Source organism: Serratia sp. NA_112.1, from assembly GCF_052691715.1.
The window spans coordinates 22,313-46,286 of sequence record NZ_JBQZFO010000009.1 but is presented as its reverse complement, the minus strand read 5'-3'; the positions used below and the strand labels follow the sequence as shown (position 1 = coordinate 46,286).

The following is a 23,974-nucleotide window of genomic DNA, read 5'->3' as shown; positions in this document are numbered from 1 at the left end:
TTATTTTCCCGCCGTGATAAATCACCTGCATGACCTGTTTTTTCAAGAGAGGGTTTGAATGACCAAAGAAATGCAAACTTTAGCTTTAGTGCCCCAGGGCAGTTTGGAAGCCTATATCCGGGCCGCCAACACCTATCCGATGCTGACGGCAGAGGAAGAGCGGGAGCTGGCTGAACGGCTGCATTATCAGGGCGATCTGGAAGCCGCAAAGCAGCTGATCCTGTCTCACCTGCGCTTTGTCGCTCATATTGCCCGGAATTACTCTGGTTATGGCCTGCCGCAGGCGGATCTGATCCAGGAAGGTAATATCGGCTTGATGAAAGCTGTTCGCCGCTTCAACCCAGAGGTTGGGGTGCGCCTGGTTTCCTTTGCGGTGCACTGGATCAAGGCAGAAATTCACGAGTACGTACTGCGCAACTGGCGTATCGTCAAAGTTGCTACTACCAAGGCACAGCGCAAGCTGTTCTTTAACCTGCGTAAAACCAAGCAGCGTCTGGGCTGGTTCAATCAGGACGAGGTGGAGTTGGTGGCCCGTGAACTGGGCGTGACCAGCAAGGACGTACGCGAGATGGAATCCCGCATGGCGGCACAGGATATGACTTTCGATCCAACGCCGGATGACGACGCCCGTGAAGGCCAGTCGATGGCGCCGGTGCTGTACCTGCAGGATAAAAGCTCTGACTTTGCCGAAGGTATCGAAGAAGATAACTGGGAAAGCAACGCCGCAGACAAACTGGCCTACGCGATGGAAGGGCTAGACGAGCGTAGCCAGCATATTATTCGTGCCCGTTGGCTGGACGACGATAACAAGTCCACGCTGCAAGAGCTGGCCGATCAGTATGGCGTTTCCGCTGAGCGTGTTCGTCAGTTGGAAAAGAATGCCATGAAGAAACTGAAAATGGCGATCGAAGCCTAATCTCGAGTAAGCGTTAAAAAGCCCGGCTAGCCGGGCTTTTTTGTGCCTGAAATTCGGCGCTATAGCGTAACAGCTGCGAAGTCTGGCGCTGGGCAGCTATAGCCAAACTTGTTGGCCCAGGGATAGCGAGACCCGGTGTTGATATAGCGCTGATACAGTGCCTGACCGGTTTTTGCATCACGTTTGATCACCCAACCGGCGGCATTACACAGCACGGCGGCATAGGCCTGGCTTTTTGGCGGCAGCAAATCGGCGGCCTGCTGGGCCAGGGTGACGGCTTGCCAACGGTAGTGCAGGAAGCGATTGTCCTGTGGCGGTAGCGCTGCTTTGGCCCGTGCCGCCTCCGCGCCGCTGATCCAACTCTTATGTTTGAGTTCGCGGGTATCAAACGCATCTCCCAGATAGGAATAACCTGCGTCATAAATCGCGTAATCCGGCGTCATCTCATAACCGGTGAAAGTTAGCCCTTGTGTGCGCAGTAGCGTGGCCGCCTGATAATAGGCTTTGGCGCGCTCCAATTTGTCGGCGGTTTTATCCTGTGCCGTCTTCAGAGTATCGGCGTACTGCTGCGCCACTTGGCGATAGTTAGGGATATCAAAATAGCCCATGGCCTCTTGAGGACGTCCGGCGCGCATCAGTCGCCGCGCCAGCAGCTCGCGCAGCTGTATCTCCGGCGTCAGTGGCTGACCGCTGTACTCGTCCGGATTGACCGGTTTGAGCGGCGTAGTGGGCGCTGGCGCATGCTTATCGACAAAGCCTTTCAGCTCGTCGGCGGTCAGCACCCGTTCGGCCACGTCGGCGACGTCGGCCCAATAAATATCTTTACCGCGATACAGGAAATCCATTGCCTGCAGATAGTCGCCGCGATCCAACGCCAGGATCGCCTGTTCACCCGCAACCCGACATTCGGGCACGATGGTTTCTTGTACAAAGTCGACATTGCGCTGCTCGCCCCAGCTTTCACTGGATGGGAAAGCGGCCGCCGCTTTGGCGTAGTTAGCGGTCGCGGTTTTAACATCACCGTCACGCAGCGCCATCTTGGCGCGTAGCCACCAGGCCAGGCCGCTGTCACCGGCGTGTTTCAGCAGGCTGGCCGCCATGGGATATTGCCCGGCGCGGTAGGCCAATGCTGCCAACCGGTCGCTGCCGCTGAAGCCGCTTTTCACCGAGGCGTCCAACAGCGTCAGAATTTGGCTGATAATCTGAGTTGAGCGGCTACCGGTGCCGTCCGTGTCGGCCATTTGCAGATTACTGCTGCGAGCGAACAGTTCAATGGTCACCAGCTGCTGGATCAGCGGATCGGTAATTGCCTGTTTTAGCGTATCGAAGTGATCAGGATTGACCAGATAACTGGAGACGTACTGCAACGACCGTCCGCCGTCTTGATCCCCCTGCGCCGCCTGTTGGGCATACAGCCGCGCCGCTTGAGTCACGTCATTGAGCCACAGGTGGATACGCGCCTGCTGGCCGAGACTGCTTAGCGCCAGTTGATCCGGATCGGCCGTGCCGCTTTTCACTCGCTCAATCACCTGCTGGAAAGCTGTCAGCGCTTGCTCCAACTGTGGTTTTGCCGGGTGTTTGACCGTCGCAGCCGGTTCGCCACTTTCGTTCTCTGGCGTGCCGCGATCGCCCATCAGCAGTCGGCCGAGTGAGTATTGCGCTCGCAGCCCCCAATCGCCCTGCTCTGCAATGGGTAGCGCCAATACCTGCTGGAAGTATTCGCCTGCACGCGGATCCTGGCCGGCAAAGGCCACTGCGCCCAGTTGGTACAGGCGAGTGGCGTTAGACAACCCTTGAGTATTGACCGCATCGGCTTCTTCAACCGTTTTGGCAGCGCGCATTTTGCCGATGATGATGGTTTCCGGCGACTGCGGCATCGGTTTCGGCGGCATGGGGGGGGGTGGCGCTTTCCATAACGGCAGCTGTTTATCCACGGTGACCAGGCGCCCAGCCTCAAAGGCAAAGTTACCTTCCGGCATATACAGCAGCGTGCCATTGCGATCGACCAGCAACCGGTTAGGGAAATCCGGCCCGCAGGCGTAGCCGTTAATCGGCATCGCCAACGCAGAGGCGATCAGGGTCGCCAGTGGAAGAGTGCGAGCATTAAGGTGTGACAAGGGTGCCTCCTGGCGTCAGTTGTTGGCAGCGAAGCCAGCCCAGTGGGCGGGATTGCCCGGCGCGTAACTGGTCGTCGTTAATCAGGACAAAGCGTTGCCGTTGAGGCTCACTTTCCAGCCGGTAGTTGCCCGCGGTATCTGCCGCCAGACAGTCGCTGGCGGTGATGACAATTTCATGGGGCAGCGGGGCATCAACCGGCCCGTTATTATGAATTATCAGATCATACAGCCCATTTTGCTGTGGCTGAGGGCTAAATTTTACCTGCCAGCTGGCGTTAAGCGGTTGGTTTTCAATCACGGCCCGCAGCGTCGTCAGTGACCAGGCGCGGCGATCGTCCGCCAGCGGCAGCCGGAACCAGATAATGCCACGCAGGTGTGGCGTGGTCTGCGCGTTCAATTGATGCAAAAAGTCGGCAACCTGTTGCGGTGCGACCGTCAGCTCTCGCGTGGTCCCGGCCACACGCAGCGAGGCTTCGCTTTCAACCTGCGCGCCCTGTGCATCAAACCCCACCAGACCCATGCCATAGGCGGGCAGGGCCACCCGGAAGGGCTTCGGCGTTATTTTCGCGTACTGCTTTACCCAGCGCAGTGCCAGCGGGCCGGAAAATAACCCTTGCTGCGGAGACAGCACCGCATGTACCTGCAGTACCGAAGTGTCCACCTGCTGTAATATACCGGGCAGCGTCACTGAGCCGATCCAGGTCGGTAAGGCGGTGATACCCAGTTGCAATGAGCGAGGTAGCTGCTGGCGCAGTTGCTGAAGGAAATGCTGATAGTCGGGCAGGCGAGCGGTGGCGGCGTCGTGATCGATTTCAACGCCGATGACCTGCAGCCCGGCGGCTTGCCACTGATGCAGCTGTTTTAGCAGGCGCTGGCGAATAGCAGATTCGTCCAACTGCGCCAACTGCCCGTTCAGGCGCACGACCAGCCACAGCGGGCGGCCATCTTGTTTCAATAATGGGAGATTAGCCGGGATTTCACGCCAGCCTTCGCGCGGATGTACCTGCAAACCCAGCACCCGTAACGTAGAGAAAAGATCGCGGCTTTGTGCCAATGCCGCAGCATGTTGCGGCGTCCAGACTCGTTGCCAAACGTAGACCTGGTTATCCCAGGCTTGCTGTAGTTGCAGTGCCTGCTGGTGGCCGCCAAACCAGGCGATCAATGCCAGTGCCAGCATTAATAACGCCATTAGCCCGCGTTTCATTGCTGCCAGAGTTCGCCTTGTTGAGTAAAACCGCAGGCGCGCATAAAGTTATCCACTTCACCACGTTCGCGCGCGGTCAGACCGGCGGTCAAAAGCTGCCAGTGCGTTATCTGCGGCAATTGGCGCTGGGCGTCCTGTACCAGATACAGCCCGACGCCGCGACGGCGTGTCACCTCACGCACCAGTAAATCCTGCAGTTGGGCATGGTCGCCGTCCAGCTCGATTTTCACCGCACCGAGCAACCGTTCGTTGAAGCGAGCGGCAAACAGGGCTTTATTGCCACCCAGCCAGCTTTCCCACTGCTCCGGCTGCTGATGCGGCCAGATCTTGCCAAGGTCGATAAGGTCTTGCGGGGACAGCGTGGTTAATCGCTCAATAGTCAGTTTCATGCAGGATTTCCGAACGGCTAATCGATGCCGACAGTGTAATAGATCTTGCACAGAGCGTTGTGTAAGTTTTTCTGTACGATTACTGCGCGAAATGTTTTTTGCAAGACGCATTTTCCGAGTAAATATGTAGTAAAGCGATCGAGAACCAGCATAACGCGCTGCGCCTGACGCTAAATGGCGCAGATTTAATCCGGATTTTATGCTGTTTACACCGCTTGTTCCTGATTGTGCAAGTTGATTTGCAGCAGAAAATTCCTGTTTAATGGCATGAAAAATAAAGTCTTATTAGAAAATATTGCCATGAAAACACCTAAATCATTATTACTTATGAATAAAAGCAGTAAATAAGGGTCAGGTGCAGGCAAACACAACAGGTACGTTCACAACGACAGATGGGGATTTGCGGATGAAATTAACAAAAGGTAAGGCATTGTTGGCTGGCTGTATCGCGATGGCAATCGGGCATGCGGCAATGGCAAAAGACATTAAGGTGGCGATCGTCGGGGCGATGTCCGGCCCGGTCGCACAGTATGGCGATATGGAGTTTACCGGTGCCCGTCAGGCGATTGCCGATATCAATGCCAAGGGCGGCATCAAGGGCGATAAGCTGGTTGGTGTGGAATACGACGATGCCTGTGACCCGAAACAGGCGGTAGCGGTGGCCAACAAGGTGATCAACGACGGTATTCGTTATGTGATCGGCCACCTGTGTTCTTCCTCGACGCAGCCGGCTTCCGATATTTATGAAGATGAAGGCGTGATCATGATCACCCCGGCGGCCACCAACGCAGATCTGACCACCCGTGGTTACAAGATGATCATGCGTACCACCGGTCTGGACTCCGATCAGGGCCCGACCGCGGCCAAGTACATCCTCAGTGAAATCAAACCCAAGCGCATTGCCGTTATCCACGACAAGCAGCAGTATGGCGAAGGCCTGGCACGCTCGGTACGCGACAGCCTGAAAAAGCAAGGTACCGACGTGGTGATGTTTGAAGGTATCACCGCCGGGGATAAAGATTTCTCCACCCTGGTGGCACGCCTGAAGAAAGAGAACGTCGATTTTGTTTACTTCGGCGGCTACTACCCGGAAATGGGCCAGATCCTGCGCCAGGCTAAACAAGCCGGCCTGACCACCCGCTTTATGGGGCCAGAGGGGGTGGGCAACTCCTCACTGTCCAACATCGCCGGTGCCGCTTCCGAAGGCATGCTGGTGACCTTGCCAAAACGTTACGATCAGGTTCCGGCCAACAAACCGATTGTGGATGCGCTGAAAGCCAAGAAACTGGACCCGACCGGGCCGTTTGTCTGGACTACCTACGCCGCACTGCAATCTCTGACCACCGGGATGGAGCGCAGCGGCAGCCAGGAGCCGGCCGATATCGTCAAGGATTTGAAAACCGGCAAGCCGGTGGACACCGTGATGGGGCCACTGAGCTGGGATGACAAGGGCGATCTGAAAGGCTTCGAGTTCGGCGTGTTCGAGTGGCATGCAGACGGCACATCAACTCCAATTAAATAAGCCATAATCATCAGGGTAGGGCGCAGTTCTGCTGCGCCCGCGGGCCGGCTTGCCGGCTCCGTATCCCTTTACCTGAATGCTCTTCGCGTTCAGGTTTCGCAGCCAAGGGTTAGAGTATGTCAGAGCAGGTTCTCTATTTTCTGCAGCAGATGTTCAACGGCGTCACGTTGGGCAGCACCTATGCATTGATCGCCATCGGTTACACCATGGTCTACGGCATCATCGGCATGATCAACTTCGCCCACGGCGAGGTGTATATGATCGGCAGCTATGTCTCCTTTATTGTTATTGCCGCCCTGATGATGGTGGGCATCGACGTGAGCTGGTTGCTGATTGGCGCCGGGTTCCTGGTGTCGATCGTCATTGCCAGCGCCTACGGCTGGAGCATTGAGCGGGTGGCCTACAAGCCGGTGCGCAACTCCAAACGTTTGATCGCGCTGATCTCCGCCATCGGGATGTCGATATTCCTGCAAAACTACGTCAGCCTGACACAGGGTTCGCGCGATCTGGCGCTGCCTAGCCTGGTCACCGGCCAGTGGGTGCTGGGTGAAAGTAACGGTTTTGCCGCCACCATCACTACCATGCAGGTGATTATCTGGGGCGTCACCTTCCTGGCGATGTTGGCGCTGACGATATTTATTCGTTATTCACGCATGGGCCGCGCCTGCCGTGCCTGCGCGGAAGATTTGAAGATGGCCAGCCTGTTGGGCATCAATACCGACCGGGTTATCTCACTGACCTTCGTAATTGGTGCGATAATGGCGGCAGTGGCCGGCGTGCTGCTGGGCCAGTTCTACGGAGTGATCAACCCCTACATCGGCTTTATGGCCGGCATGAAAGCCTTCACCGCGGCGGTGCTGGGCGGTATCGGCAGCATTCCCGGCGCAATGATTGGTGGCCTGGTACTGGGTGTGGCGGAAGCGCTGACCTCGGCCTACCTGAGCACTGAATATAAAGATGTGGTGTCGTTCGCGCTGCTGATCGTGGTGTTGCTGATCATGCCAACCGGCATCCTTGGGCGTCCGGAGGTTGAGAAGGTATGAAACTCAATCTGCTCAATGCGTTTATCGCCACGCTGGTGCTGTTTGTGATGGCTTCATTCTTGATGGGGATGCAACTGAGTCTCGACGGCACCAAACTGGTGGTGCATGGCGCGGCGGAAGTGCGCTGGATGTGGATCGGCATTGGCTGCGTCATCGTGTTTTTCTTCCAATTGTTGCGTCCACTGATGCAGCAAGGGCTGAAAAAAATCTCTGGCCCGTCATTCGTCTTGCCGAGTTTTGATGGTACCACTGCACGCCAGAAGCTGCTGGCCGCGGCGATCATTGTTGCCGCCGTCGCCTGGCCGTTCCTGGTCTCGCGCGGCACGGTGGATATCGCCACCCTGACCTTGATCTACGTGATGCTGGGTCTGGGCCTGAACGTGGTGGTCGGGTTGTCCGGCCTGCTGGTGCTGGGTTACGGCGGTTTTTACGCCATCGGCGCCTACACTTATGCGCTGCTGAACCATTATTACGGTCTCGGCTTCTGGGAAAGCCTGCCGCTGGCGGGCATCGTCACCGCCATCTTCGGTTTCCTGCTCGGTTTCCCGGTGCTGCGACTGCGCGGCGATTACCTGGCGATTGTGACCCTGGGCTTCGGGGAGATCGTGCGCATCCTGCTGCTGAACAATACCGAGATCACCGGCGGGCCGAACGGTATCAGCCAGATCCCGAAACCGACCTTCTTTGGGCTGGAGTTCAACCGCAGCGTGCGCGACGGTGGCTGGGATACCTTCCACAACTTCTTTGGCCTGAAATACGATCCGAGCGATCGCATTGTGTTTCTGTATTTGGTGGCTCTGCTGCTGGTGGTACTGACGCTGTTTGTGATCAACCGCCTGCTGCGCATGCCGCTGGGCCGTGCCTGGGAAGCACTGCGCGAAGATGAAATCGCCTGCCGTTCACTGGGCCTTAACCCGACCAAAATCAAGCTGACCGCTTTTACCATCAGCGCCGCCTTTGCCGGTTTTGCCGGTACGCTGTTTGCCGCGCGTCAGGGCTTTGTCAGTCCGGAGTCCTTTACCTTTGTCGAGTCGGCCTTTGTGTTGGCGATCGTGGTTTTGGGTGGCATGGGGTCGCAGTTTGCCGTGATCCTGGCGGCTATTCTGCTGGTGGTGTCGCGTGAAATGATGCGCGATCTGAACGAATACAGCATGTTGCTGCTGGGAGCCCTGATGGTCTTGATGATGATTTGGCGACCACAGGGGTTGCTGCCGATGAAGCGGCCACAGCTGAAACTGAAAGCGGCGGATATCCACGCGAGCAAGGGGGAACAGGCATGAGTACGCAACCTTTGCTGAAGGTCGAAGGGTTGTCGATGCGTTTCGGCGGCCTGCTGGCGGTCAATAACGTGGCGCTGGAACTCAATGAAGGCGAAATCGTTTCGCTGATCGGCCCGAACGGTGCCGGAAAAACCACGGTATTTAACTGCCTGACCGGTTTCTACCACCCAACCGGCGGTACCATTAAACTGCGCGAACGCCACCTGGAAGGGTTATCCGGCCAAAACATCGCTCGCATGGGCGTAGTGCGGACTTTCCAACATGTGCGGCTGTTCCGTGAAATGACAGTGATTGAAAACCTGCTGGTTGCGCAGCACCAGCATCTGAAAAGCGGCGTTTTCGCCGGGCTGTTGAAAACGCCGGCCTTCCGTCGTGCCGAAGCCGACGCGCTGGAACGTGCTGCGGTGTGGCTGCAGCGGGTTGGCCTGCTGGAGATGGCTAATCGCTCGGCAGGCAACTTGGCTTACGGCCAGCAGCGGCGGTTGGAGATTGCGCGTTGCATGGTGACCCGGCCGGAGCTGCTGATGCTGGACGAGCCGGCTGCGGGGCTGAACCCGAAGGAAACCGATGAGCTGGATCACCTGATCGTCGAGCTGCGTAATCAGCATAAGGTGTCGGTGCTGTTGATCGAACACGATATGAAGTTGGTGATGGGCATTTCCGACCGTATCTACGTGGTGAACCAGGGCACGCCGCTGGCGCAGGGTACTCCGGCAGAAATTCGTAACAACCCGGACGTGATCCGGGCGTATTTGGGGGAAGCTTAATGTTGTCATTTAATCAGGTCTCCGCCCATTACGGCAAAATTCAGGCGCTGCATCAGGTCAGCCTGAACATTAAGCAGGGTGAAATAGTCACGCTGATCGGTGCTAACGGCGCAGGTAAAACTACGCTGCTCGGCACGCTGTGCGGTGAACCTCGTGCCAGCGAGGGCAGCATCACTTTCCTCGATCAGGATATTACCCAATGGCAGACCTCGCGCATCATGCGTGAGGCGGTGGCGATTGTGCCGGAAGGGCGGCGGGTATTCTCGCGCATGACGGTGGAAGAAAACCTGGCGATGGGCGGTTTTTTTGCCGACCGCCAGCAGTATCAGCAGCGTATCGAACGGGTCTTCAGCCTGTTCCCGCGCCTGCTGGAGCGCCGCACCCAACGTTCAGGCACCATGTCCGGCGGTGAGCAACAGATGTTGGCGATCGGCCGTGCGCTGATGAGCCAACCAAAGTTGCTGTTGCTCGACGAACCCTCGCTGGGGCTGGCACCGATCATTATCCACCAGATTTTTGACATCATTGAGCAACTGCGCGAAGAGGGAATGACCATCTTCCTGGTGGAGCAAAACGCCAATCAGGCACTGAAACTGGCCGATCGTGGTTATGTACTGGAAAACGGCCGCGTGGTGTTGGAAGATACGGGAGCCGCATTGTTAGCAAACGAAGCTGTGCGCTCCGCTTATCTCGGTGGATGATTTGTCCCAAGAACTAATAATAATCAGGAATGAGAAGAAGAAATGAACACAGAAGGGTTACTCGCGCAGCGCATCGTAAAAGTAAAAAGCTCGGCAATTCGTGAATTGCTCAAGCACAGTAAGATGGAAAACGTCATTTCGCTGGCGGGCGGCATCCCCTCTGATGCCCTGTTTGATTTCGAAGGCCTGAGCATCGCCACTCATCAGGCGATCACCGAGCAGCCGAAAAGCGCTTTCCAGTATGGTTTGACCGAAGGCAGCCCGGTGCTGCGTGAACGCATCTGCGAGCTGTGCGCCCAGCGTGGTGTTTCGGCCACGGCCGAAGAAGTGATGGTCACGGCAGGATCCCAGCAGGCACTGGATTTGGTGATGCGCGCGATCGTCAACCCTGGCGACGTGTTTGTGGTGGAGCGTCCGACCTATCTAGCGGCGCTGCAGACGCTGGAGCTGGCGGAAGCCAACATCATGTCGGTGTCGTCCGACAGCGATGGCATGGTGGTCGAAGAACTGGCCGAGTTGCTGAAAACCCAGCGGATCAAGGGTGTGTATGTGGTGCCGAATTTCGGTAACCCAAGTGGCATCACCCTGAGTGCAGCGCGCCGCGAACTGTTGGTAAAACTGGCGGCCGAGCACAATTTCCTGATCATCGAAGATGACCCGTACGGCGAACTGCGTTTTACCGAAGAGCGTAACGCCACGCTGCACCAGATTTCGCAGCAGGTGCTGGGCCATGCCGATAACATTATCTACACTTCGACCTTCTCCAAGATCCTGGCGCCGGGCTTGCGTCTGGGCTGGGCTATTTTGCCTGAGTTTCTGCTGCATAAAGTGGCGATCATCAAACAGGCGGCGGATCTGCACGCCAGCGCGCTGTCGCAGAGCATCGTCGAATGCTACCTGGGTCTGGATCGTCTGCCGGGGCAGATCGACAAGATCCGCGCCGCCTACAAGCAAAAGGGCGAGATCCTGGCCGGATTGGTGGAACAAGAGTTGGGTGACCATATCAGCTTTGATATGCCGAAGGGCGGTATGTTCCTGTGGGCGCGCTTCCGTCAGTCGTTTAACGCCACCGAATGGCTGAAAACCACCCTGCAGCAGGGCGTGGTATTTGTGCCGGGGGAATACTTCTTCTCTGACAACCCGGACCGTTCGACCTTCCGCCTGTCGTTTGCTACTGCCACCGAGCAACAGATGCAGGAAGCCGTTGCCCGCCTGCGTCGTTCTCTGTAATCCCCACGGCGGCGGGGCACTTTTCCCCGCCGCCGACATCAAACCGCAATCTGCACTTCACTTCGCTGTCACCTTGCTGTCATTTTTTAGTTATTTTTCTGTCATCCGAGCATGGCATGTTAGCTTCCGAACAAAAAACTGATTCTTTTCGCTCACGCGCTTATTGCCCCAATAGATTTCACGTTGCAGCCAGGCGGCGACCGCCAGCATCCCCGGGAGATTACATCGGTAAGCGACTGGGGTGATGAAGGGAAGCCAACGCGGCTGCGGCTTGAAAGATACCGGGGATACACCAGCTTTTTTCAGGAGTTAGGCATGCTCACCTACGCTATTCGCAAAACTACGCTGTGCGTCGCGTTGACCCTGGCGGTCAGCACCCAGGCACTGGCGGCAACCGAGATCCCGTTCTGGCACTCGATGGAGGGTGAACTGGGTAAAGAAGTGGATTCCCTGGCGGACCGCTTCAACCAGTCGCACAGCGACGTCAAAATTGTTCCGGTTTACAAAGGCAACTACGAACAGAGCCTGGCGGCGGGCATCGCGGCCTATCGCTCCGGTAAAGCGCCGGCGATTTTGCAAGTTTATGAAGTGGGCACCGCCACCATGATGGCGAGCAAAGCGATCAAACCGGTGTATCAGGTGTTCAAAGATGCGGGCATCAACTTTGACGAATCGGTGTTCGTGCCGACGGTGGCTGGTTACTACACCGACAACAAGAGCGGCCATCTGCTGTCCCAGCCGTTCAACAGCTCCACCCCGGTGCTGTATTACAACAAAGATGCCTTCAAAAAAGCCGGCCTGAACCCGGACCAGCCGCCAAAAACCTGGCAAGAGCTGGCGGCGGACACCGCCAAACTGCGCGCAGCAGGCATGAAATGCGGCTACGCCAGCGGCTGGCAGGGCTGGATCCAACTGGAGAACTTCAGCGCCTGGCACGGTGTGCCGTTCGCTACCGAAAACAACGGCTTCGGTGGTGCCAGCGCCAAGCTGGAGTTCAACAAACCCTTGCAGGTCAAACATATCCAGCTGTTGGCGGACATGAACAAGAAGGGTGATTTCACCTACTTCGGCCGTAAAGATGAATCGACCGAGAAGTTCTACAGCGGCGACTGCGCCATCACTACCGCCTCTTCCGGTTCGCTGGCGGATATCAAACACTATGCCAAATTCAACTATGGCGTGGGCATGATGCCTTACGATGCCGACGCCAAGAATGCGCCTCAGAACGCCATCATCGGCGGCGCCAGCCTGTGGGTGATGAACGGCAAAGATGCCGCCACCTACAAGGGTGTAGCCGAGTTCCTGCAGTATCTGGCGCAACCGGAAATTGCCGCCGAATGGCACCAGAAGACCGGTTATCTGCCGATCACCACCGCCGCCTACGACTTGACCAAGCAACAGGGCTTCTATGACAAGAACCCGGGCGCCGACGTTGCGACGCGCCAAATGCTGAATAAGCCACCGTTGCCGTTCACCAAGGGCCTGCGTCTGGGCAATATGCCGCAGATCCGTACCGTGGTGGATGAAGAGCTGGAAGGCGTGTGGACCGGCAAGAAAACGCCACAGCAGGCATTGGATGCCGCCGTGCAGCGCGGTGATGTGTTGCTGCGTCGCTTCGAGTCTCAGACTAAGTAATAGCAGCTACTGCGCTTTGCCATTCTGGGATTGGGCAGTGCTCGCTCTCCTCATGGACTTTATGTCCACTCCGGGAGCTGTGCGCTGTCCGCACCCAGACTGGCTTTGCTCGCGACGCCTTGCTTCGAGTCACCCGTTTTTTGTCTTCATGAGTCCCTGATTATGAGCTCACATCGTCCCGGTTTTGGCTGCAGCTGGCTGCCCTATGTGTTGGTGCTGCCGCAGTTGCTGATCACCGCAATATTCTTCCTGTGGCCCGCCGGTGAGGCGCTGTGGTATTCGGTGCAGAGCCTCGACCCCTTTGGCCTGTCCAGCCAGTTCGTCGGGTTGGATAACTTTAGCCAACTGTTCCAGGATCCGTACTACCTCGATTCTTTTTACACCACGCTGATTTTCAGCTTCCTGGTGGCGGGTATCGGGTTGGTGGTGTCGCTGTTCTTCGCTGCGCTGGTGGATTACGTGCTGCGCGGTAGCCGGATTTACCAGACTCTGATGATCCTGCCTTATGCGGTAGCTCCGGCAGTGGCAGCGGTGCTGTGGATCTTCCTGTTCAACCCCGGCCTGGGGTTGATTACTCATTTCCTTAACGGGCTGGGCTACAATTGGAATCACGCGCAGAACAGTGGGCAGGCGATGTTCCTGGTGGTGCTGGCTTCGGTCTGGCAGCAAATCAGCTACAACTTCCTGTTTTTCCTGGCGGCATTACAGTCCATTCCCCGCTCGCTGGTTGAAGCGGCAGCCATCGATGGCGCCGGCCCGGTGCGGCGTTTCTTCAATTTGGTGCTGCCGTTGATCACGCCGGTGAGCTTCTTTCTGTTGGTAGTGAATCTGGTGTACGCCTTCTTCGACACTTTCCCGGTGATCGATGCCGCGACCGGCGGTGGGCCGGTGCAGTCCACCACCACGCTGATCTACAAGATCTACCGCGAAGGCTTTGCCGGTCTGGACTTGTCCAGCTCTGCGGCGCAGTCGGTGATCCTGATGCTGCTGGTGATAGGCCTGACGGTGCTCCAGTTCCGTTTTGTCGAACGTAAGGTGCGTTACCAATGATTGAGAACCGACGCGGGCTGGATATCTTCAGCCACGTAATGCTGATTATCGGCGTGCTGGTGGTGCTATTCCCGCTGTATGTGGCCTTTGTTGCCGCCACGCTGGACGACAAACAGGTGTTCCAGGTGCCGATGACCCTGATCCCGGGCGGCCACCTGTGGGAAAACATCCGCAATATCTGGCAGGGCGGAGTGGGCAACCTCAAGGTGCCGTTTTCGCTGCTGCTGCTCAACAGCGTGATCATGGCGCTGGCGATTACCTTCGGCAAAATCGTGGTATCGGTGCTGTCGGCCTATGCCATCGTTTATTTCCGTTTTCCGCTGCGCAGCCTGTTTTTCTGGCTGATTTTCATGACGCTGATGTTGCCGGTGGAAGTGCGTATTTTCCCCACGGTGGAGGTGATTTCCAACCTCAACCTGCTGGACAGCTACACCGGCCTGACGTTGCCGCTGATGGCCTCGGCGACAGCCACCTTCCTGCTGCGCCAGTTCTTCATGACGCTGCCGGATGAACTGCTGGAAGCGGCGCGCATCGATGGCGCCGGCCCGATGCGCTTTTTCTGGGACATCGTGCTGCCGTTGTCGAAAACCAACCTGGCGGCGCTGTTTGTCATCACCTTTATCTACGGCTGGAACCAGTACCTGTGGCCGATCCTGATTACCAGCGACGCCTCCATGGGTACTGCGGTGGCGGGCATCAAAAGCATGATCTCCACCTCCGGCGCGCCGACCCAGTGGAATCAGGTAATGGCGGCGATGATCCTGACTTTAATCCCACCGCTGGCGGTGGTTCTTCTGATGCAGCGCTGGTTTGTGCGCGGTCTGGTTGATAGCGAGAAGTAGTAGGGGGCATCCCATAGTTGTTAATCGTGGCGTCGCTGGGCAAAAAGCGGTCCGTCACGGCGGAGGGTACAGCTCATAGTGGGTCTATGAACAAGCCCGACAACACAGAGGGGGCGTCTTTTGGACGCGACCCGGAGGGCTGGCCCTGCGCCGCTCCGGTACTGCGTTACTTCCCGCTTCTTTGGACCCACCAAAGTGCACGGCGCGCGCCTTGCCCCGAAACGGCACAGAGCCAGCGCCATCGACTAACAACTATGGGGTACCCCCTGAATGGCAGGTTTAAAACTACAGGCAGTCACCAAATCCTACGACGGTAAAACGCCGGTGATTAAGCAGATCGATCTCGACGTGGCGGACGGTGAGTTTATCGTGATGGTCGGCCCGTCCGGCTGCGGTAAATCGACGCTGCTGCGCATGGTCGCCGGGCTGGAACGTACCACCAGCGGGGATATCTATATCGACAGCCAGCGTGTGACCGATATGGAGCCGAAAGATCGCGGCATTGCGATGGTGTTCCAGAACTATGCGTTGTACCCGCATATGAGCGTGTATGACAACATGGCCTATGGCTTGAAAATTCGCGGCTTTGGCAAACAGCATATCCAACAGCGGGTAGAAGAAGCGGCGCGCATTTTAGAACTGGAGCCATTGCTGCAGCGTAAGCCGCGTGAGCTTTCCGGCGGCCAGCGTCAGCGGGTGGCGATGGGGCGGGCTATCGTGCGTGAACCGGCGGTGTTCCTGTTTGATGAACCGCTGTCCAACCTGGATGCCAAGCTGCGGGTGCAAATGCGCCTGGAGTTACAACAGCTGCATCGCCGGTTGAAAACCACCAGCCTGTATGTCACGCACGACCAGGTGGAGGCGATGACGCTGGCGCAGCGGGTTATCGTGATGAACAAGGGCGTGGCGGAGCAGATTGGCACCCCGAGCGAGGTCTATCAACGCCCGGCGTCGCTGTTTGTCGCCAGCTTTATTGGCTCACCGGCGATGAACCTGTTGCCGGGCACCCTGAGCGCCGACGGCAGCCAACTGCAACTGGCGGACGGTATGACCTTGAATTTACCGCAGGCGAAGGCGCACTGGGGCGGACGCCGGTTGACGCTGGGTATCCGCCCCGAGCATATTCAACTGCTCCCCGATGGGCAGGGTGGTGTGCCGCTGGTGCTGCAAACGCTGGAACTGCTGGGCGCAGATAATCTGGCGCACGGGCAGTGGGGTGGCCACGGGATCATTGCGCGGCTATCGCATGAAACTATGCCGACGGCAGGCAGCACGCTATATTTACAACTGCCTGCACAGGCACTGCACTTTTTTGATACCGATAGCGGATTACGGATGGAATGATGACCACAGCCTGGCCTTACCCTCATATTGTTGCCCACCGCGGCGGCGGTTCCCTGGCACCGGAAAATACCCTGGCAGCGATCGACGTTGGCGCGCGACACGGCCACAAAATGATTGAGTTCGACGCCAAGCTGGCACAGGACGGGCAAATCTTCCTGCTGCACGACGATACTCTGGATCGTACCAGCAACGGCTGGGGTGTGGCGGGCGAATTGCCGTGGGATAAGCTGGTACAGCTGGATGCCGGCAACTGGTACAACTCGGCCTATAAGGGCGAACGCTTACCCTTGCTGGCGGAGGTCGCGGAACGCTGCCTGCAGCACGGCATGATGGCGAATATCGAAATCAAGCCCACCACCGGCACTGACGATGAAACCGGCCGCGTGGTGGCGCTGGCGGCACGGCTGTTGTGGCAAGGCCAGACCGAACCGCTGCTCTCCTCTTTCTCTGTGGAAGCGCTTGAGGCGGCGCAGCACGCCGTGCCGGAGTTGCCACGCGGCCTGCTTCTGGATCAGTGGGATAACAACTGGCTGGCATTGACCGAACGCCTGGGTTGCGTGTCGTTGCATATCAACCATAAAGAACTGACCGCCGAACGGGTGGCAGCGCTGAAAGCGGCGGGATTGCGCATTCTGGTTTATACCGTCAACCAGCCGGCGCGGGCGCGCTTGTTGTTGAACTGGGGCGTTGACTGCATTTGCACCGACCGAATAGATTTGATTGGCCCCGATTTCCCCAATGGTTAACCTCGGTTGACCGGCGTCGGCAGCGGCGCCTGAGGTACAGCAGGCGTGGTGCGATCGAACGGATTGCGCGGTTGGTTGCCATTTGGCAGCAGTTTTCCACCGTTCGGAGCAGTTTGCTGCAGTTGCTGCTGGTTGTTGTCAAACTGCTGCTGTTGTTGCAGGCGGCGCTGATCCAACTGCTGGTTATTTAGCATGCGCTGCTGCTGCGTTTGTTGATTGCGTTGGTTGAGAAACTGCTGTTGCGAGCTGAGTTCGGTAACCCCGTTGGCTGCACTAGCCAATCCGGACAGCAGCAACAGGCCGTAGAGCAGGTGATAAGTTTTCATGATGTTGACTCCTGTTTTCTATTAAGACTAACCCAGCGGTGAAAATTTGCCGAAAGTTTGTATTTTGAGCAGATGTAAACTGCCTTTTCGTCACCCCTTCTCCCGCCTTCCGTTACAATCGCCCTTTGTGAATTTTTAGGGTGGACCCATCGTGCTGCTTCTGGTGATTACTACCATTTTGTGGGCGTTCTCTTTTAGCCTGATTGGCGAATATCTGGCGGGCCAGGTCGACAGCTGGTTCTCGGTGCTGATGCGTATTGGCCTGGCGGCATTGGTGTTTCTACCTTTTCTGCGTTGGCGCAATATCAGACTGAAAGTGATCCTGATGTACATGCTGGTGGGGGCTTGCCAGCTCGGTATCATGTACCTGTTCAGCTTCCGTGCTTACATGTACCTGACGGTGCCGGAATTCCTGCTGTTTACCGTGCTGACGCCGCTGTATGTCACGCTGATTTATGACCTGATCAGTGGGCAGCGCTTGCGCTGGAGTTACGTATTCAGTGCGTTGCTGGCCGTTTTGGGGGCGGCGATCATCCGTTACCACCAGCTTAGCGAGCATTTCTGGTTGGGGCTGCTGCTGGTGCAGGCGGCGAATATCAGCTTCGCCATTGGCATGGTCGGTTACAAGCGTCTGATGGAAGTGCATCCGTTGCCACAGCACACCGCGTTTTCCTGGTTCTATCTGGGGGCGTTGGTGGTGGCGGTGGTGGCCTGGTGCCTGTGGGGCAATCCGCAACAGTTGCCGACCACCAATCTGCAATGGGGCATTCTGGTGTGGCTGGGCGTAGTAGCTTCCGGGCTGGGCTATTTCATGTGGAACTACGGCGCTACGCAGGTGGATGCCGGCACGCTGGGCATCATGAATAACATGCATGTGCCTGCCGGGCTGCTGGTGAATCTGGCCATCTGGCAGCAACAGCCGCACTGGCCAAGTTTTATTATCGGTGGGGCGGTGATTGTGGCTTCGCTGTGGGTGCATCGCCGTTGGGTGGTACCCAAAATAATCAGTAAATAAACCGGGCAGCCCAAGCGCAGACAGCCCTGGTCGTCAGGGCTGTGAGGCCAGCGGTTTGACGCTGGCAACGCCGGCGCTTGGGCGTGCAGCGTCACGGACGAACGGCAGATGATTGCAGGCGTGCTGGCGTGCCGAACGGATAAAGGCTTCGGTGACCGCCTGGCGCTGCTCACCATCGCGAACAGCGGCATACAGACGGCTCCACAGACCATCGCCGAGGGTTTTGGTCACCACTAAACCTTGGCGCTCAAAACTCTCCACCACCCAATGCGGTAACGCCGCAATCCCCATCCGCGCCGACACCATCTGGATCAACAGCAGAGTGTTATCGACGTTTTTCAGCGCCGGGCTGATGCCCGCTGGCTGCAGGAAATGACGCCAGATATCCAGCCGTTGACGCTGTACCGGATAAATCATCAGCGTCTCATCGATCAAATCTTCAGGTTCAATGTGCAGCTTGCTGGCCAACGGATGATCCGGCGCCAACACCAGCCGCACTTCAAAATCAAACATCGGTGAATAATGCAGACCGCTGCGCGGCAGAATATCGGAGGTCAGCACCAGATCCAGCTCGCCTTGCTGTAAGGCCGGTTGTGGATCAAAGGTAACGCCGGACTTAAAGTCCATCACCACCTGTGGCCAACTCTGACGAAAGTTATCCAGCGCCGGTGTCAGCCACTGAATACAGCTGTGGCATTCAATGGCGATGCGTAGCGTGGCCTGATGCGGTTCGTGGCACGTTTGCAACGCCTGCTGAATTTGCGGCAGAACCTGCTCCGCCAGCTGTAACAGGATCTCTCCCTGCGCGGTAAAGCGCAGCGGTTGGCTTTTACGAACGAACAATTTGAAACCCAGGCGCTGCTCCAGATCGCTGAACTGATGCGAAAGAGCAGACTGCGTCTGGTGGAGTTGAGCAGCCGCGGCCGCCAGCGAACCGGTATTGCGCAGAGCCTGCAGCGTCCGTAAGTGTTTCAGTTCGATCATGAGAGTCCTTCACAGTGACAGTGAATAAATTGCGCTTGTGGTTAATACAGTACCTGCGGATTATGGATGTGTAAACATCTGGACGGCTAAATGGGGAATATGACGATGGCAATTCTAAATCACACTCTGGGTTTTCCTCGCGTTGGGCTACGACGTGAACTGAAAAAAGCTCAGGAAAGCTACTGGGCAGGTAACTCAACGCAGGAAGAACTGTTGGCCGTTGGCCGCGAGCTGCGTGCTCGCCATTGGCAACAGCAACAACAGGCCGGGGTGGATTTGGTGCCGGTCGGCGATTTCGCTTGGTACGATCATGTCTTGACCACCAGTCTGCTGCTCGGCAACGTGCCGGCGCGTCATCAAAATGCGGACGGCACAATCGATCTCGATACACTGTTCCGACTGGGTCGTGGCCGAGCACCGACCGGTGAACCGGCGGCAGCGGCGGAAATGACCAAATGGTTTAACACCAACTACCACTATATGGTGCCTGAATTCCACAAGGGCCAGCAGTTCAAACTGGGCTGGACCCAATTGCTGGACGAGGTTGACGAAGCGCTGGCGTTGGGTCACAAAATCAAGCCTGTGCTGCTGGGGCCGGTTACTTACCTGTGGCTGGGCAAAGTGAAGGGTGAGCAATTTGATCGCCTGTCGCTGCTGAGCGATATCCTGCCGGTTTATCAGCAGGTGCTGGCCGAATTGGCGAAACGCGGCGTTGAATGGGTTCAGATCGACGAGCCTGCGCTGGTGCTGGAATTGCCACAGGCGTGGCTGAATGCCTTCAAACCGGCTTATGACGCACTGCAAGGCCAGGTAAAGCTGCTGTTGACCACCTATTTTGACAGCGTTGGCCACAATCTTGACACCATCCGTGAGTTGTCTGTGCAAGGGCTGCACGTTGACCTGGTTGGCGGTCACGACGATATCGCGGTATTGAATAAAGCGCTGCCGAAAGAGTGGCTGCTGTCACTGGGGGTCATCAACGGTCGCAACGTCTGGCGCGCCGATCTGAGCAGCTGGTTCGAACGTTTGCAGCCATTGGTGGGCAGTCGCCCGCTGTGGATCGCGACTTCCTGTTCCCTGCTGCACAGCCCGATCGATCTGAGCGTGGAAACCCGACTGGACGAAGAAGTGAAGAGCTGGTTCGCCTTTGCCCTGCAAAAATGTGGCGAACTGGCGTTGCTGAGTGGGGCGTTGAACGCATCGGGTGCAGCAAAACAGGCTGAACTGGACGCCTACAGCGCGCCCATCCGTGCCCGTCGTCAGTCCAGCCGTGTGCATAACGCCCAGGTCGGCCAACGCCTGGCGGCTATTACCACGCAGGACAGCGAACGTCAGCGTCCTTACGCCGAGCGCGCTCAAACACAGCGTGAACGCTTTAACCTGCCGACCTGGCCGACCACCACTATTGGTTCATTCCCACAAACCACCGAAATTCGCGGCCTGCGTCTGGACTTCAAACAGGGGCGTTTGGATGGCAACAACTACCGCACCAGCATTAGCGAGCACATCAAACAGGCGATCGTTGAGCAAGAACGTCTGGGCCTGGACGTATTGGTGCACGGCGAAGCCGAGCGTAACGACATGGTCGAATACTTCGGTGAGAACCTCGACGGCTTCGTCTTCACCCAAAATGGCTGGGTACAGAGTTACGGTTCCCGCTGCGTAAAACCGCCGGTGATCATCGGCGATATTAGCAGGCCGCAAGCCATCACCGTAGAGTGGGCGAAGTATGCCCAGTCGCTGACCGACAAGCCGGTGAAGGGCATGTTGACCGGTCCGGTGACCATTCTTTGCTGGTCGTTCCCGCGTGAAGACGTGACTCGTGAAGTGATTGCCAAACAAATCGCCCTGGCGCTGCGTGACGAAGTGGAAGATCTGGAAAAAGCCGGTATTGGCATCATCCAGATTGACGAACCGGCACTGCGTGAAGGCCTGCCGCTGCGTCAATCCGATTGGGCCGCCTACCTGAATTGGGCGGTGGATGCGTTCAAATTGAATGCCGCCGTGGCGCAGGATGATACTCAGATCCACACCCACATGTGTTACTGCGAGTTCAACGACATCATGGATTCGATTGCGGCGCTGGATGCTGACGTGATCACCATCGAAACCTCGCGTTCCGATATGGATTTGCTGGAAGCCTTCAAAGAGTTCGAATATCCGAACGAAATCGGGCCGGGTGTGTATGACATCCACTCGCCAAACGTGCCAAGCGTGGAATGGATTGAAGCGCTGCTGCGTAAAGCCGCGCAGAACATCCCGGCAGAACGCCTGTGGGTTAACCCGGACTGTGGCCTGAAAACCCGTGGCTGGCCGGAAACCCGTCAGTCGCTGGCCAACATGGTGCTGGCAGCACAGCGCCTGCGCGAGCAGCAGGCCTGATTGTCACCCTTGGGCAAGGATGCTTTGCTGTGATTTGTGATTATTGTGGGCGCTTCGGCGCCCTTTTTCATATCGCAAACGGCTGCCTGGTCAGGCAGCCGTGAGGTGAGGTTTATTTCGCGCCCGGTACGCCGTGTTGGGCGAACCATGCCAGCATGCGTTGCCAACCGTCGGCGGCCGCTTCGGCATCATAGCTTGGCCGGTAGTCGGCATTGAAGGCATGGCCGGCGTCGGGATAGACCACGATCTCGGCATCGGCGTTGGCCGCCCGCAGTGCCTGACGCATGCTTTCCACCGTATCCTGCGGGATGCTGGTGTCCTTTCCGCCATATAACCCCAGCACCGGCGCAGAGAGTTGGGTCGCGACATCGATCGGTTGTTTTGGCGAGTTCAGGGTTTTTTCGCCCACCAGTTTACCGTACCAGGCGACGGCTGCTTTCAACTGCGGATTATGTGCCGCATACAGCCAGCTAATACGCCCACCCCAGCAGAAACCGGTAATCGCCAGCTTGCCTGCATCACCGCCGTGGCGCGTGGCCCAATGGGCGGCATGATCCAGATCTGCCAATACCTGGCGGTCCGGCACCTTGAGCACCAACTTTTGGAACAGCTCGCCGATGTCGGTGTAATCCCGGGCATCTCCCTGACGGAAATACAGCTCCGGTGCTATCGCCAGATAGCCCTGTTTGGCCAGGCGACGACAGACATCCTGAATGTGCTCATGCACGCCAAAAATCTCTTGTACCACCAGCACCACCGGGAAGGGGCCGCTGCTATCTGCAGGTTTGGCGATATAGGCCGGCAGATTGTCACCCTGCGAGGGAATAGTGGTTTCCCCGGCATGAATGCCTTGTTCATCGGTGAGAATGGTTGAAGCAGCCAAGGGTGTAACGGCCGGGGTGAATCCCCCCTGAGCCTGTTTTAATGTCATCACTTGATCGGTTTTCATTGCGGTCTCCGTGCAATCGAGAAAAGCGCTGAGATTAACTATAGGAAAGATTACCCGTTATTGGCTCCGGATGGAGCATTTTCGGCCAAGTCTATACCCGTCATCTTTCAAGTTGCAGCGTTGTTATCTGCACTCAGATATGTGGCCCGTCCATGGGCCACACCCCATCGGGGCCGCTGCAAGCAGCGTTCAAATCTGCTCCTGGCAGATTTGTCACCCCAGTTACTTACTTGAGTAAGCGCCTGGGGATGAGCGAGCTAGCCGCCTAGCTGCAACTTGAAAGCTATAGGGTATATAAAAACGAATAATTATCTGGTTGTAGCGCATTTTTGTTGCCTTTTTATCATGCTATTACGCATGTTGACCTGCATTAATACCATAAGGTGCGTTAGCTCCCTTTATTGTGGCTAAGTCACCGATAAAATAAGGTTATTTTCTGTGGCGGTGTCAATAGTTTCATCAGGAAATCAGCCTTGCGCTCAACAACGGCATTGAACAACGGCGGTGCATTTTGTCGACTAGACTTGGGGCATCTGAGATGACCATTGTAGCTTCTGGTTTTTTTTGTGACTTCAATCACAAAAGATATGTAGATTGCATTCTGTTTCTTTATTCATAGTGATGGTTGTCACGAAATTGAATGGCAATTTTCAGTAGAGTACTTTTTTGTTCCTCCCAATAAACATGATCCATGAGGAGTCTCGCATGTCCCAATCTGACGTTTTTCATCTCGGCCTCACTAAAAACGATTTACAAGGGGCCCAGCTTGCCATCGTTCCTGGCGATCCACAGCGCGTAGAGAAAATTGCCAAGCTGATGGAAAATCCGGTGCATCTGGCTTCCCATCGTGAATTTACTTCCTGGCGCGCAGAGCTGGACGGCAAGGCGGTGATCGTCTGCTCTACCGGCATCGGCGGCCCGTCTACCTCTATTGCCGTTGAAGAACTGGCGCAATTGGGGATCCGTACCTTCCTGCGTATCGGCACCACCGGTGCGATCCAGTCGAACATCAATGTTGGCGATGTCCTGGTCACCACCGCGGCGGTTCGCCTTGACGGTGCCAGCCTGCATTTCGCCCCGATGGAGTTCCCGGCCGTGGCCGACTTTGCCTGTACCACGGCACTGGTCGAAGCCGCCAAGGCTGCCGGTGCCACCACGCACATTGGCGTGACCGCCTCTTCCGATACCTTCTACCCTGGCCAGGAACGTTACGATACCTTCTCCGGCCGCGTTGTCAGCCGCTTCAAAGGCTCGATGGAAGAATGGCAGTCGATGGGCGTGATGAACTATGAAATGGAGTCCGCTACCTTGCTGACCATGTGTGCCAGCCAGGGCCTGCGTGCCGGTATGGTTGCCGGTGTGATTGTTAACCGCACCCAGCAGGAAATCCCGAACGCAGAAACTATGAAAAACACTGAAAGCAAAGCGGTGCAGATCGTAGTTGATGCGGCGCGCCGCCTGCTGTAATTATCTCGTAGTTCGACGGGGCGCCGACGCGGCCCGTTTCTCCATTCAGCCGTAATCTGTTACGG

At 57.0% G+C, this 23,974-nt stretch carries 21 protein-coding genes; 15 read left to right on the top strand and 6 right to left on the bottom strand.

Translation table 11 applies throughout. The features are described 5' to 3' along the window. Positions 1–58 precede the first annotated feature (58 nt). Positions 59–916: an RNA polymerase sigma factor RpoH gene (gene rpoH / locus ACUTQ5_RS16855; protein WP_012004694.1), complete on the top strand. Its 858-nt coding sequence runs from the start codon at positions 59–61 to the stop codon at positions 914–916. Positions 917–975: 59 nt separating this feature from the next. Here rpoH and ACUTQ5_RS16850 read toward each other — a convergent pair whose 3' ends face one another. Genes ACUTQ5_RS16850 through panM form a run of 3 tightly spaced genes read right to left on the bottom strand, consistent with a single transcriptional unit; the run spans position 976 to position 4,626 of the window. Then, positions 976–2,973: a hypothetical protein gene (locus ACUTQ5_RS16850; RefSeq protein WP_445652255.1), complete on the bottom strand. Its 1,998-nt coding sequence runs from the start codon at positions 2,971–2,973 to the stop codon at positions 976–978. 46 nt (positions 2,974–3,019) lie between these two features. Beyond that, the gene (locus tag ACUTQ5_RS16845; RefSeq protein ID WP_445652181.1) at positions 3,020–4,237 is read right to left on the bottom strand and encodes a DUF3142 domain-containing protein; all 1,218 of its coding nucleotides are present in this window, start codon (positions 4,235–4,237) and stop codon (positions 3,020–3,022) included. Continuing rightward, positions 4,234–4,626 (bottom strand): aspartate 1-decarboxylase autocleavage activator PanM, encoded by a 393-nt coding sequence (gene panM / locus ACUTQ5_RS16840; protein WP_445652180.1) that lies wholly within the window; start codon positions 4,624–4,626, stop codon positions 4,234–4,236. Before panM ends, ACUTQ5_RS16845 begins: the two co-directional genes overlap by 4 nt. A 406-nt stretch (positions 4,627–5,032) precedes the next feature. Here panM and ACUTQ5_RS16835 point away from each other — a divergent pair, with 406 nt between their 5' ends. The 11 genes from ACUTQ5_RS16835 (at position 5,033) to ugpQ (ending at position 16,786) form a co-directional block, all read left to right on the top strand. After that, positions 5,033–6,148 (top strand): branched-chain amino acid ABC transporter substrate-binding protein, encoded by a 1,116-nt coding sequence (locus tag ACUTQ5_RS16835; RefSeq protein ID WP_261093052.1) that lies wholly within the window; start codon positions 5,033–5,035, stop codon positions 6,146–6,148. A 116-nt stretch (positions 6,149–6,264) separates the two neighbouring features. Then, positions 6,265–7,191 (top strand): high-affinity branched-chain amino acid ABC transporter permease LivH, encoded by a 927-nt coding sequence (livH, locus tag ACUTQ5_RS16830; protein ID WP_445652179.1) that lies wholly within the window; start codon positions 6,265–6,267, stop codon positions 7,189–7,191. After that, positions 7,188–8,471, top strand: coding sequence for a high-affinity branched-chain amino acid ABC transporter permease LivM (locus tag ACUTQ5_RS16825; RefSeq protein ID WP_445652178.1), 1,284 nt, complete (start codon positions 7,188–7,190; stop codon positions 8,469–8,471). Before livH ends, ACUTQ5_RS16825 begins: the two co-directional genes overlap by 4 nt. After that, on the top strand, positions 8,468–9,238 hold the full coding sequence (gene livG / locus ACUTQ5_RS16820) for a high-affinity branched-chain amino acid ABC transporter ATP-binding protein LivG (protein WP_445652177.1): 771 nt from the start codon (positions 8,468–8,470) through the stop codon (positions 9,236–9,238). Before ACUTQ5_RS16825 ends, livG begins: the two co-directional genes overlap by 4 nt. Continuing rightward, the gene (gene livF / locus ACUTQ5_RS16815) at positions 9,238–9,939 is read left to right on the top strand and encodes a high-affinity branched-chain amino acid ABC transporter ATP-binding protein LivF (protein WP_445652176.1); all 702 of its coding nucleotides are present in this window, start codon (positions 9,238–9,240) and stop codon (positions 9,937–9,939) included. Before livG ends, livF begins: the two co-directional genes overlap by 1 nt. Positions 9,940–9,981: 42 nt before the next feature. After that, the gene (locus ACUTQ5_RS16810; RefSeq protein ID WP_445652175.1) at positions 9,982–11,169 is read left to right on the top strand and encodes an aminotransferase-like domain-containing protein; all 1,188 of its coding nucleotides are present in this window, start codon (positions 9,982–9,984) and stop codon (positions 11,167–11,169) included. Positions 11,170–11,484: 315 nt separating this feature from the next. Continuing rightward, positions 11,485–12,804 (top strand): sn-glycerol-3-phosphate ABC transporter substrate-binding protein UgpB, encoded by a 1,320-nt coding sequence (gene ugpB, locus ACUTQ5_RS16805; protein ID WP_445652174.1) that lies wholly within the window; start codon positions 11,485–11,487, stop codon positions 12,802–12,804. A 162-nt stretch (positions 12,805–12,966) separates the two neighbouring features. Beyond that, the gene (gene ugpA / locus ACUTQ5_RS16800; protein WP_445652173.1) at positions 12,967–13,854 is read left to right on the top strand and encodes a sn-glycerol-3-phosphate ABC transporter permease UgpA; all 888 of its coding nucleotides are present in this window, start codon (positions 12,967–12,969) and stop codon (positions 13,852–13,854) included. After that, entirely contained in the window at positions 13,851–14,696 is an 846-nt protein-coding gene (gene ugpE / locus ACUTQ5_RS16795) for a sn-glycerol-3-phosphate ABC transporter permease UgpE (RefSeq protein ID WP_445652172.1), read from the top strand. The genes ugpA and ugpE overlap by 4 nt, the downstream gene beginning before the upstream one ends. A 270-nt stretch (positions 14,697–14,966) precedes the next feature. Continuing rightward, positions 14,967–16,040, top strand: a complete 1,074-nt coding sequence (locus ACUTQ5_RS16790; RefSeq protein WP_445652171.1) for a sn-glycerol-3-phosphate import ATP-binding protein UgpC — start codon at positions 14,967–14,969, stop codon at positions 16,038–16,040. Next, positions 16,040–16,786, top strand: a complete 747-nt coding sequence (gene ugpQ, locus ACUTQ5_RS16785) for a glycerophosphodiester phosphodiesterase (protein ID WP_445652254.1) — start codon at positions 16,040–16,042, stop codon at positions 16,784–16,786. Before ACUTQ5_RS16790 ends, ugpQ begins: the two co-directional genes overlap by 1 nt. Here ugpQ and ACUTQ5_RS16780 read toward each other — a convergent pair. After that, on the bottom strand, positions 16,783–17,112 hold the full coding sequence (locus ACUTQ5_RS16780) for a hypothetical protein (protein WP_445652170.1): 330 nt from the start codon (positions 17,110–17,112) through the stop codon (positions 16,783–16,785). The genes ugpQ and ACUTQ5_RS16780 overlap by 4 nt on opposite strands. A gap of 151 nt (positions 17,113–17,263) precedes the next feature. Between ACUTQ5_RS16780 and ACUTQ5_RS16775 the strand changes: the two genes are divergently transcribed. Then, positions 17,264–18,127, top strand: a complete 864-nt coding sequence (locus ACUTQ5_RS16775) for a carboxylate/amino acid/amine transporter (RefSeq protein ID WP_445652169.1) — start codon at positions 17,264–17,266, stop codon at positions 18,125–18,127. Positions 18,128–18,160: 33 nt separating this feature from the next. Here ACUTQ5_RS16775 and metR read toward each other — a convergent pair whose 3' ends face one another. Next, on the bottom strand, positions 18,161–19,111 hold the full coding sequence (metR, locus tag ACUTQ5_RS16770) for an HTH-type transcriptional regulator MetR (RefSeq protein WP_012004711.1): 951 nt from the start codon (positions 19,109–19,111) through the stop codon (positions 18,161–18,163). Positions 19,112–19,216: 105 nt separating this feature from the next. Between metR and metE the strand changes: the two genes are divergently transcribed. After that, on the top strand, positions 19,217–21,493 hold the full coding sequence (metE, locus tag ACUTQ5_RS16765) for a 5-methyltetrahydropteroyltriglutamate--homocysteine S-methyltransferase (RefSeq protein ID WP_445652168.1): 2,277 nt from the start codon (positions 19,217–19,219) through the stop codon (positions 21,491–21,493). Positions 21,494–21,605: 112 nt separating this feature from the next. Here metE and ACUTQ5_RS16760 read toward each other — a convergent pair whose 3' ends face one another. Continuing rightward, the gene (locus ACUTQ5_RS16760; RefSeq protein WP_445652167.1) at positions 21,606–22,442 is read right to left on the bottom strand and encodes a dienelactone hydrolase family protein; all 837 of its coding nucleotides are present in this window, start codon (positions 22,440–22,442) and stop codon (positions 21,606–21,608) included. A 705-nt stretch (positions 22,443–23,147) separates the two neighbouring features. Here ACUTQ5_RS16760 and udp point away from each other — a divergent pair. After that, positions 23,148–23,909: a uridine phosphorylase gene (gene udp, locus ACUTQ5_RS16755; RefSeq protein ID WP_153858756.1), complete on the top strand. Its 762-nt coding sequence runs from the start codon at positions 23,148–23,150 to the stop codon at positions 23,907–23,909. Positions 23,910–23,974 lie beyond the last annotated feature (65 nt).

What these genes read in the sequence shown, in the direction of transcription:
- rpoH (WP_012004694.1), top strand. Translation starts at nt 59, where the DNA reads ATGACCAAAGAAATGCAAACTTTAGCTTTAGTGCCCCAGGGCAGTTTG.
- ACUTQ5_RS16850 (WP_445652255.1), bottom strand. Translation starts at nt 2,973, where the DNA reads ATGCCGATTAACGGCTACGCCTGCGGGCCGGATTTCCCTAACCGGTTG.
- ACUTQ5_RS16845 (WP_445652181.1), bottom strand. Translation starts at nt 4,237, where the DNA reads ATGAAACGCGGGCTAATGGCGTTATTAATGCTGGCACTGGCATTGATC.
- panM (WP_445652180.1), bottom strand. Translation starts at nt 4,626, where the DNA reads ATGAAACTGACTATTGAGCGATTAACCACGCTGTCCCCGCAAGACCTT.
- ACUTQ5_RS16835 (WP_261093052.1), top strand. Translation starts at nt 5,033, where the DNA reads ATGAAATTAACAAAAGGTAAGGCATTGTTGGCTGGCTGTATCGCGATG.
- livH (WP_445652179.1), top strand. Translation starts at nt 6,265, where the DNA reads ATGTCAGAGCAGGTTCTCTATTTTCTGCAGCAGATGTTCAACGGCGTC.
- ACUTQ5_RS16825 (WP_445652178.1), top strand. Translation starts at nt 7,188, where the DNA reads ATGAAACTCAATCTGCTCAATGCGTTTATCGCCACGCTGGTGCTGTTT.
- livG (WP_445652177.1), top strand. Translation starts at nt 8,468, where the DNA reads ATGAGTACGCAACCTTTGCTGAAGGTCGAAGGGTTGTCGATGCGTTTC.
- livF (WP_445652176.1), top strand. Translation starts at nt 9,238, where the DNA reads ATGTTGTCATTTAATCAGGTCTCCGCCCATTACGGCAAAATTCAGGCG.
- ACUTQ5_RS16810 (WP_445652175.1), top strand. Translation starts at nt 9,982, where the DNA reads ATGAACACAGAAGGGTTACTCGCGCAGCGCATCGTAAAAGTAAAAAGC.
- ugpB (WP_445652174.1), top strand. Translation starts at nt 11,485, where the DNA reads ATGCTCACCTACGCTATTCGCAAAACTACGCTGTGCGTCGCGTTGACC.
- ugpA (WP_445652173.1), top strand. Translation starts at nt 12,967, where the DNA reads ATGAGCTCACATCGTCCCGGTTTTGGCTGCAGCTGGCTGCCCTATGTG.
- ugpE (WP_445652172.1), top strand. Translation starts at nt 13,851, where the DNA reads ATGATTGAGAACCGACGCGGGCTGGATATCTTCAGCCACGTAATGCTG.
- ACUTQ5_RS16790 (WP_445652171.1), top strand. Translation starts at nt 14,967, where the DNA reads ATGGCAGGTTTAAAACTACAGGCAGTCACCAAATCCTACGACGGTAAA.
- ugpQ (WP_445652254.1), top strand. Translation starts at nt 16,040, where the DNA reads ATGACCACAGCCTGGCCTTACCCTCATATTGTTGCCCACCGCGGCGGC.
- ACUTQ5_RS16780 (WP_445652170.1), bottom strand. Translation starts at nt 17,112, where the DNA reads ATGAAAACTTATCACCTGCTCTACGGCCTGTTGCTGCTGTCCGGATTG.
- metR (WP_012004711.1), bottom strand. Translation starts at nt 19,111, where the DNA reads ATGATCGAACTGAAACACTTACGGACGCTGCAGGCTCTGCGCAATACC.
- metE (WP_445652168.1), top strand. Translation starts at nt 19,217, where the DNA reads ATGGCAATTCTAAATCACACTCTGGGTTTTCCTCGCGTTGGGCTACGA.
- ACUTQ5_RS16760 (WP_445652167.1), bottom strand. Translation starts at nt 22,442, where the DNA reads ATGAAAACCGATCAAGTGATGACATTAAAACAGGCTCAGGGGGGATTC.
- udp (WP_153858756.1), top strand. Translation starts at nt 23,148, where the DNA reads ATGTCCCAATCTGACGTTTTTCATCTCGGCCTCACTAAAAACGATTTA.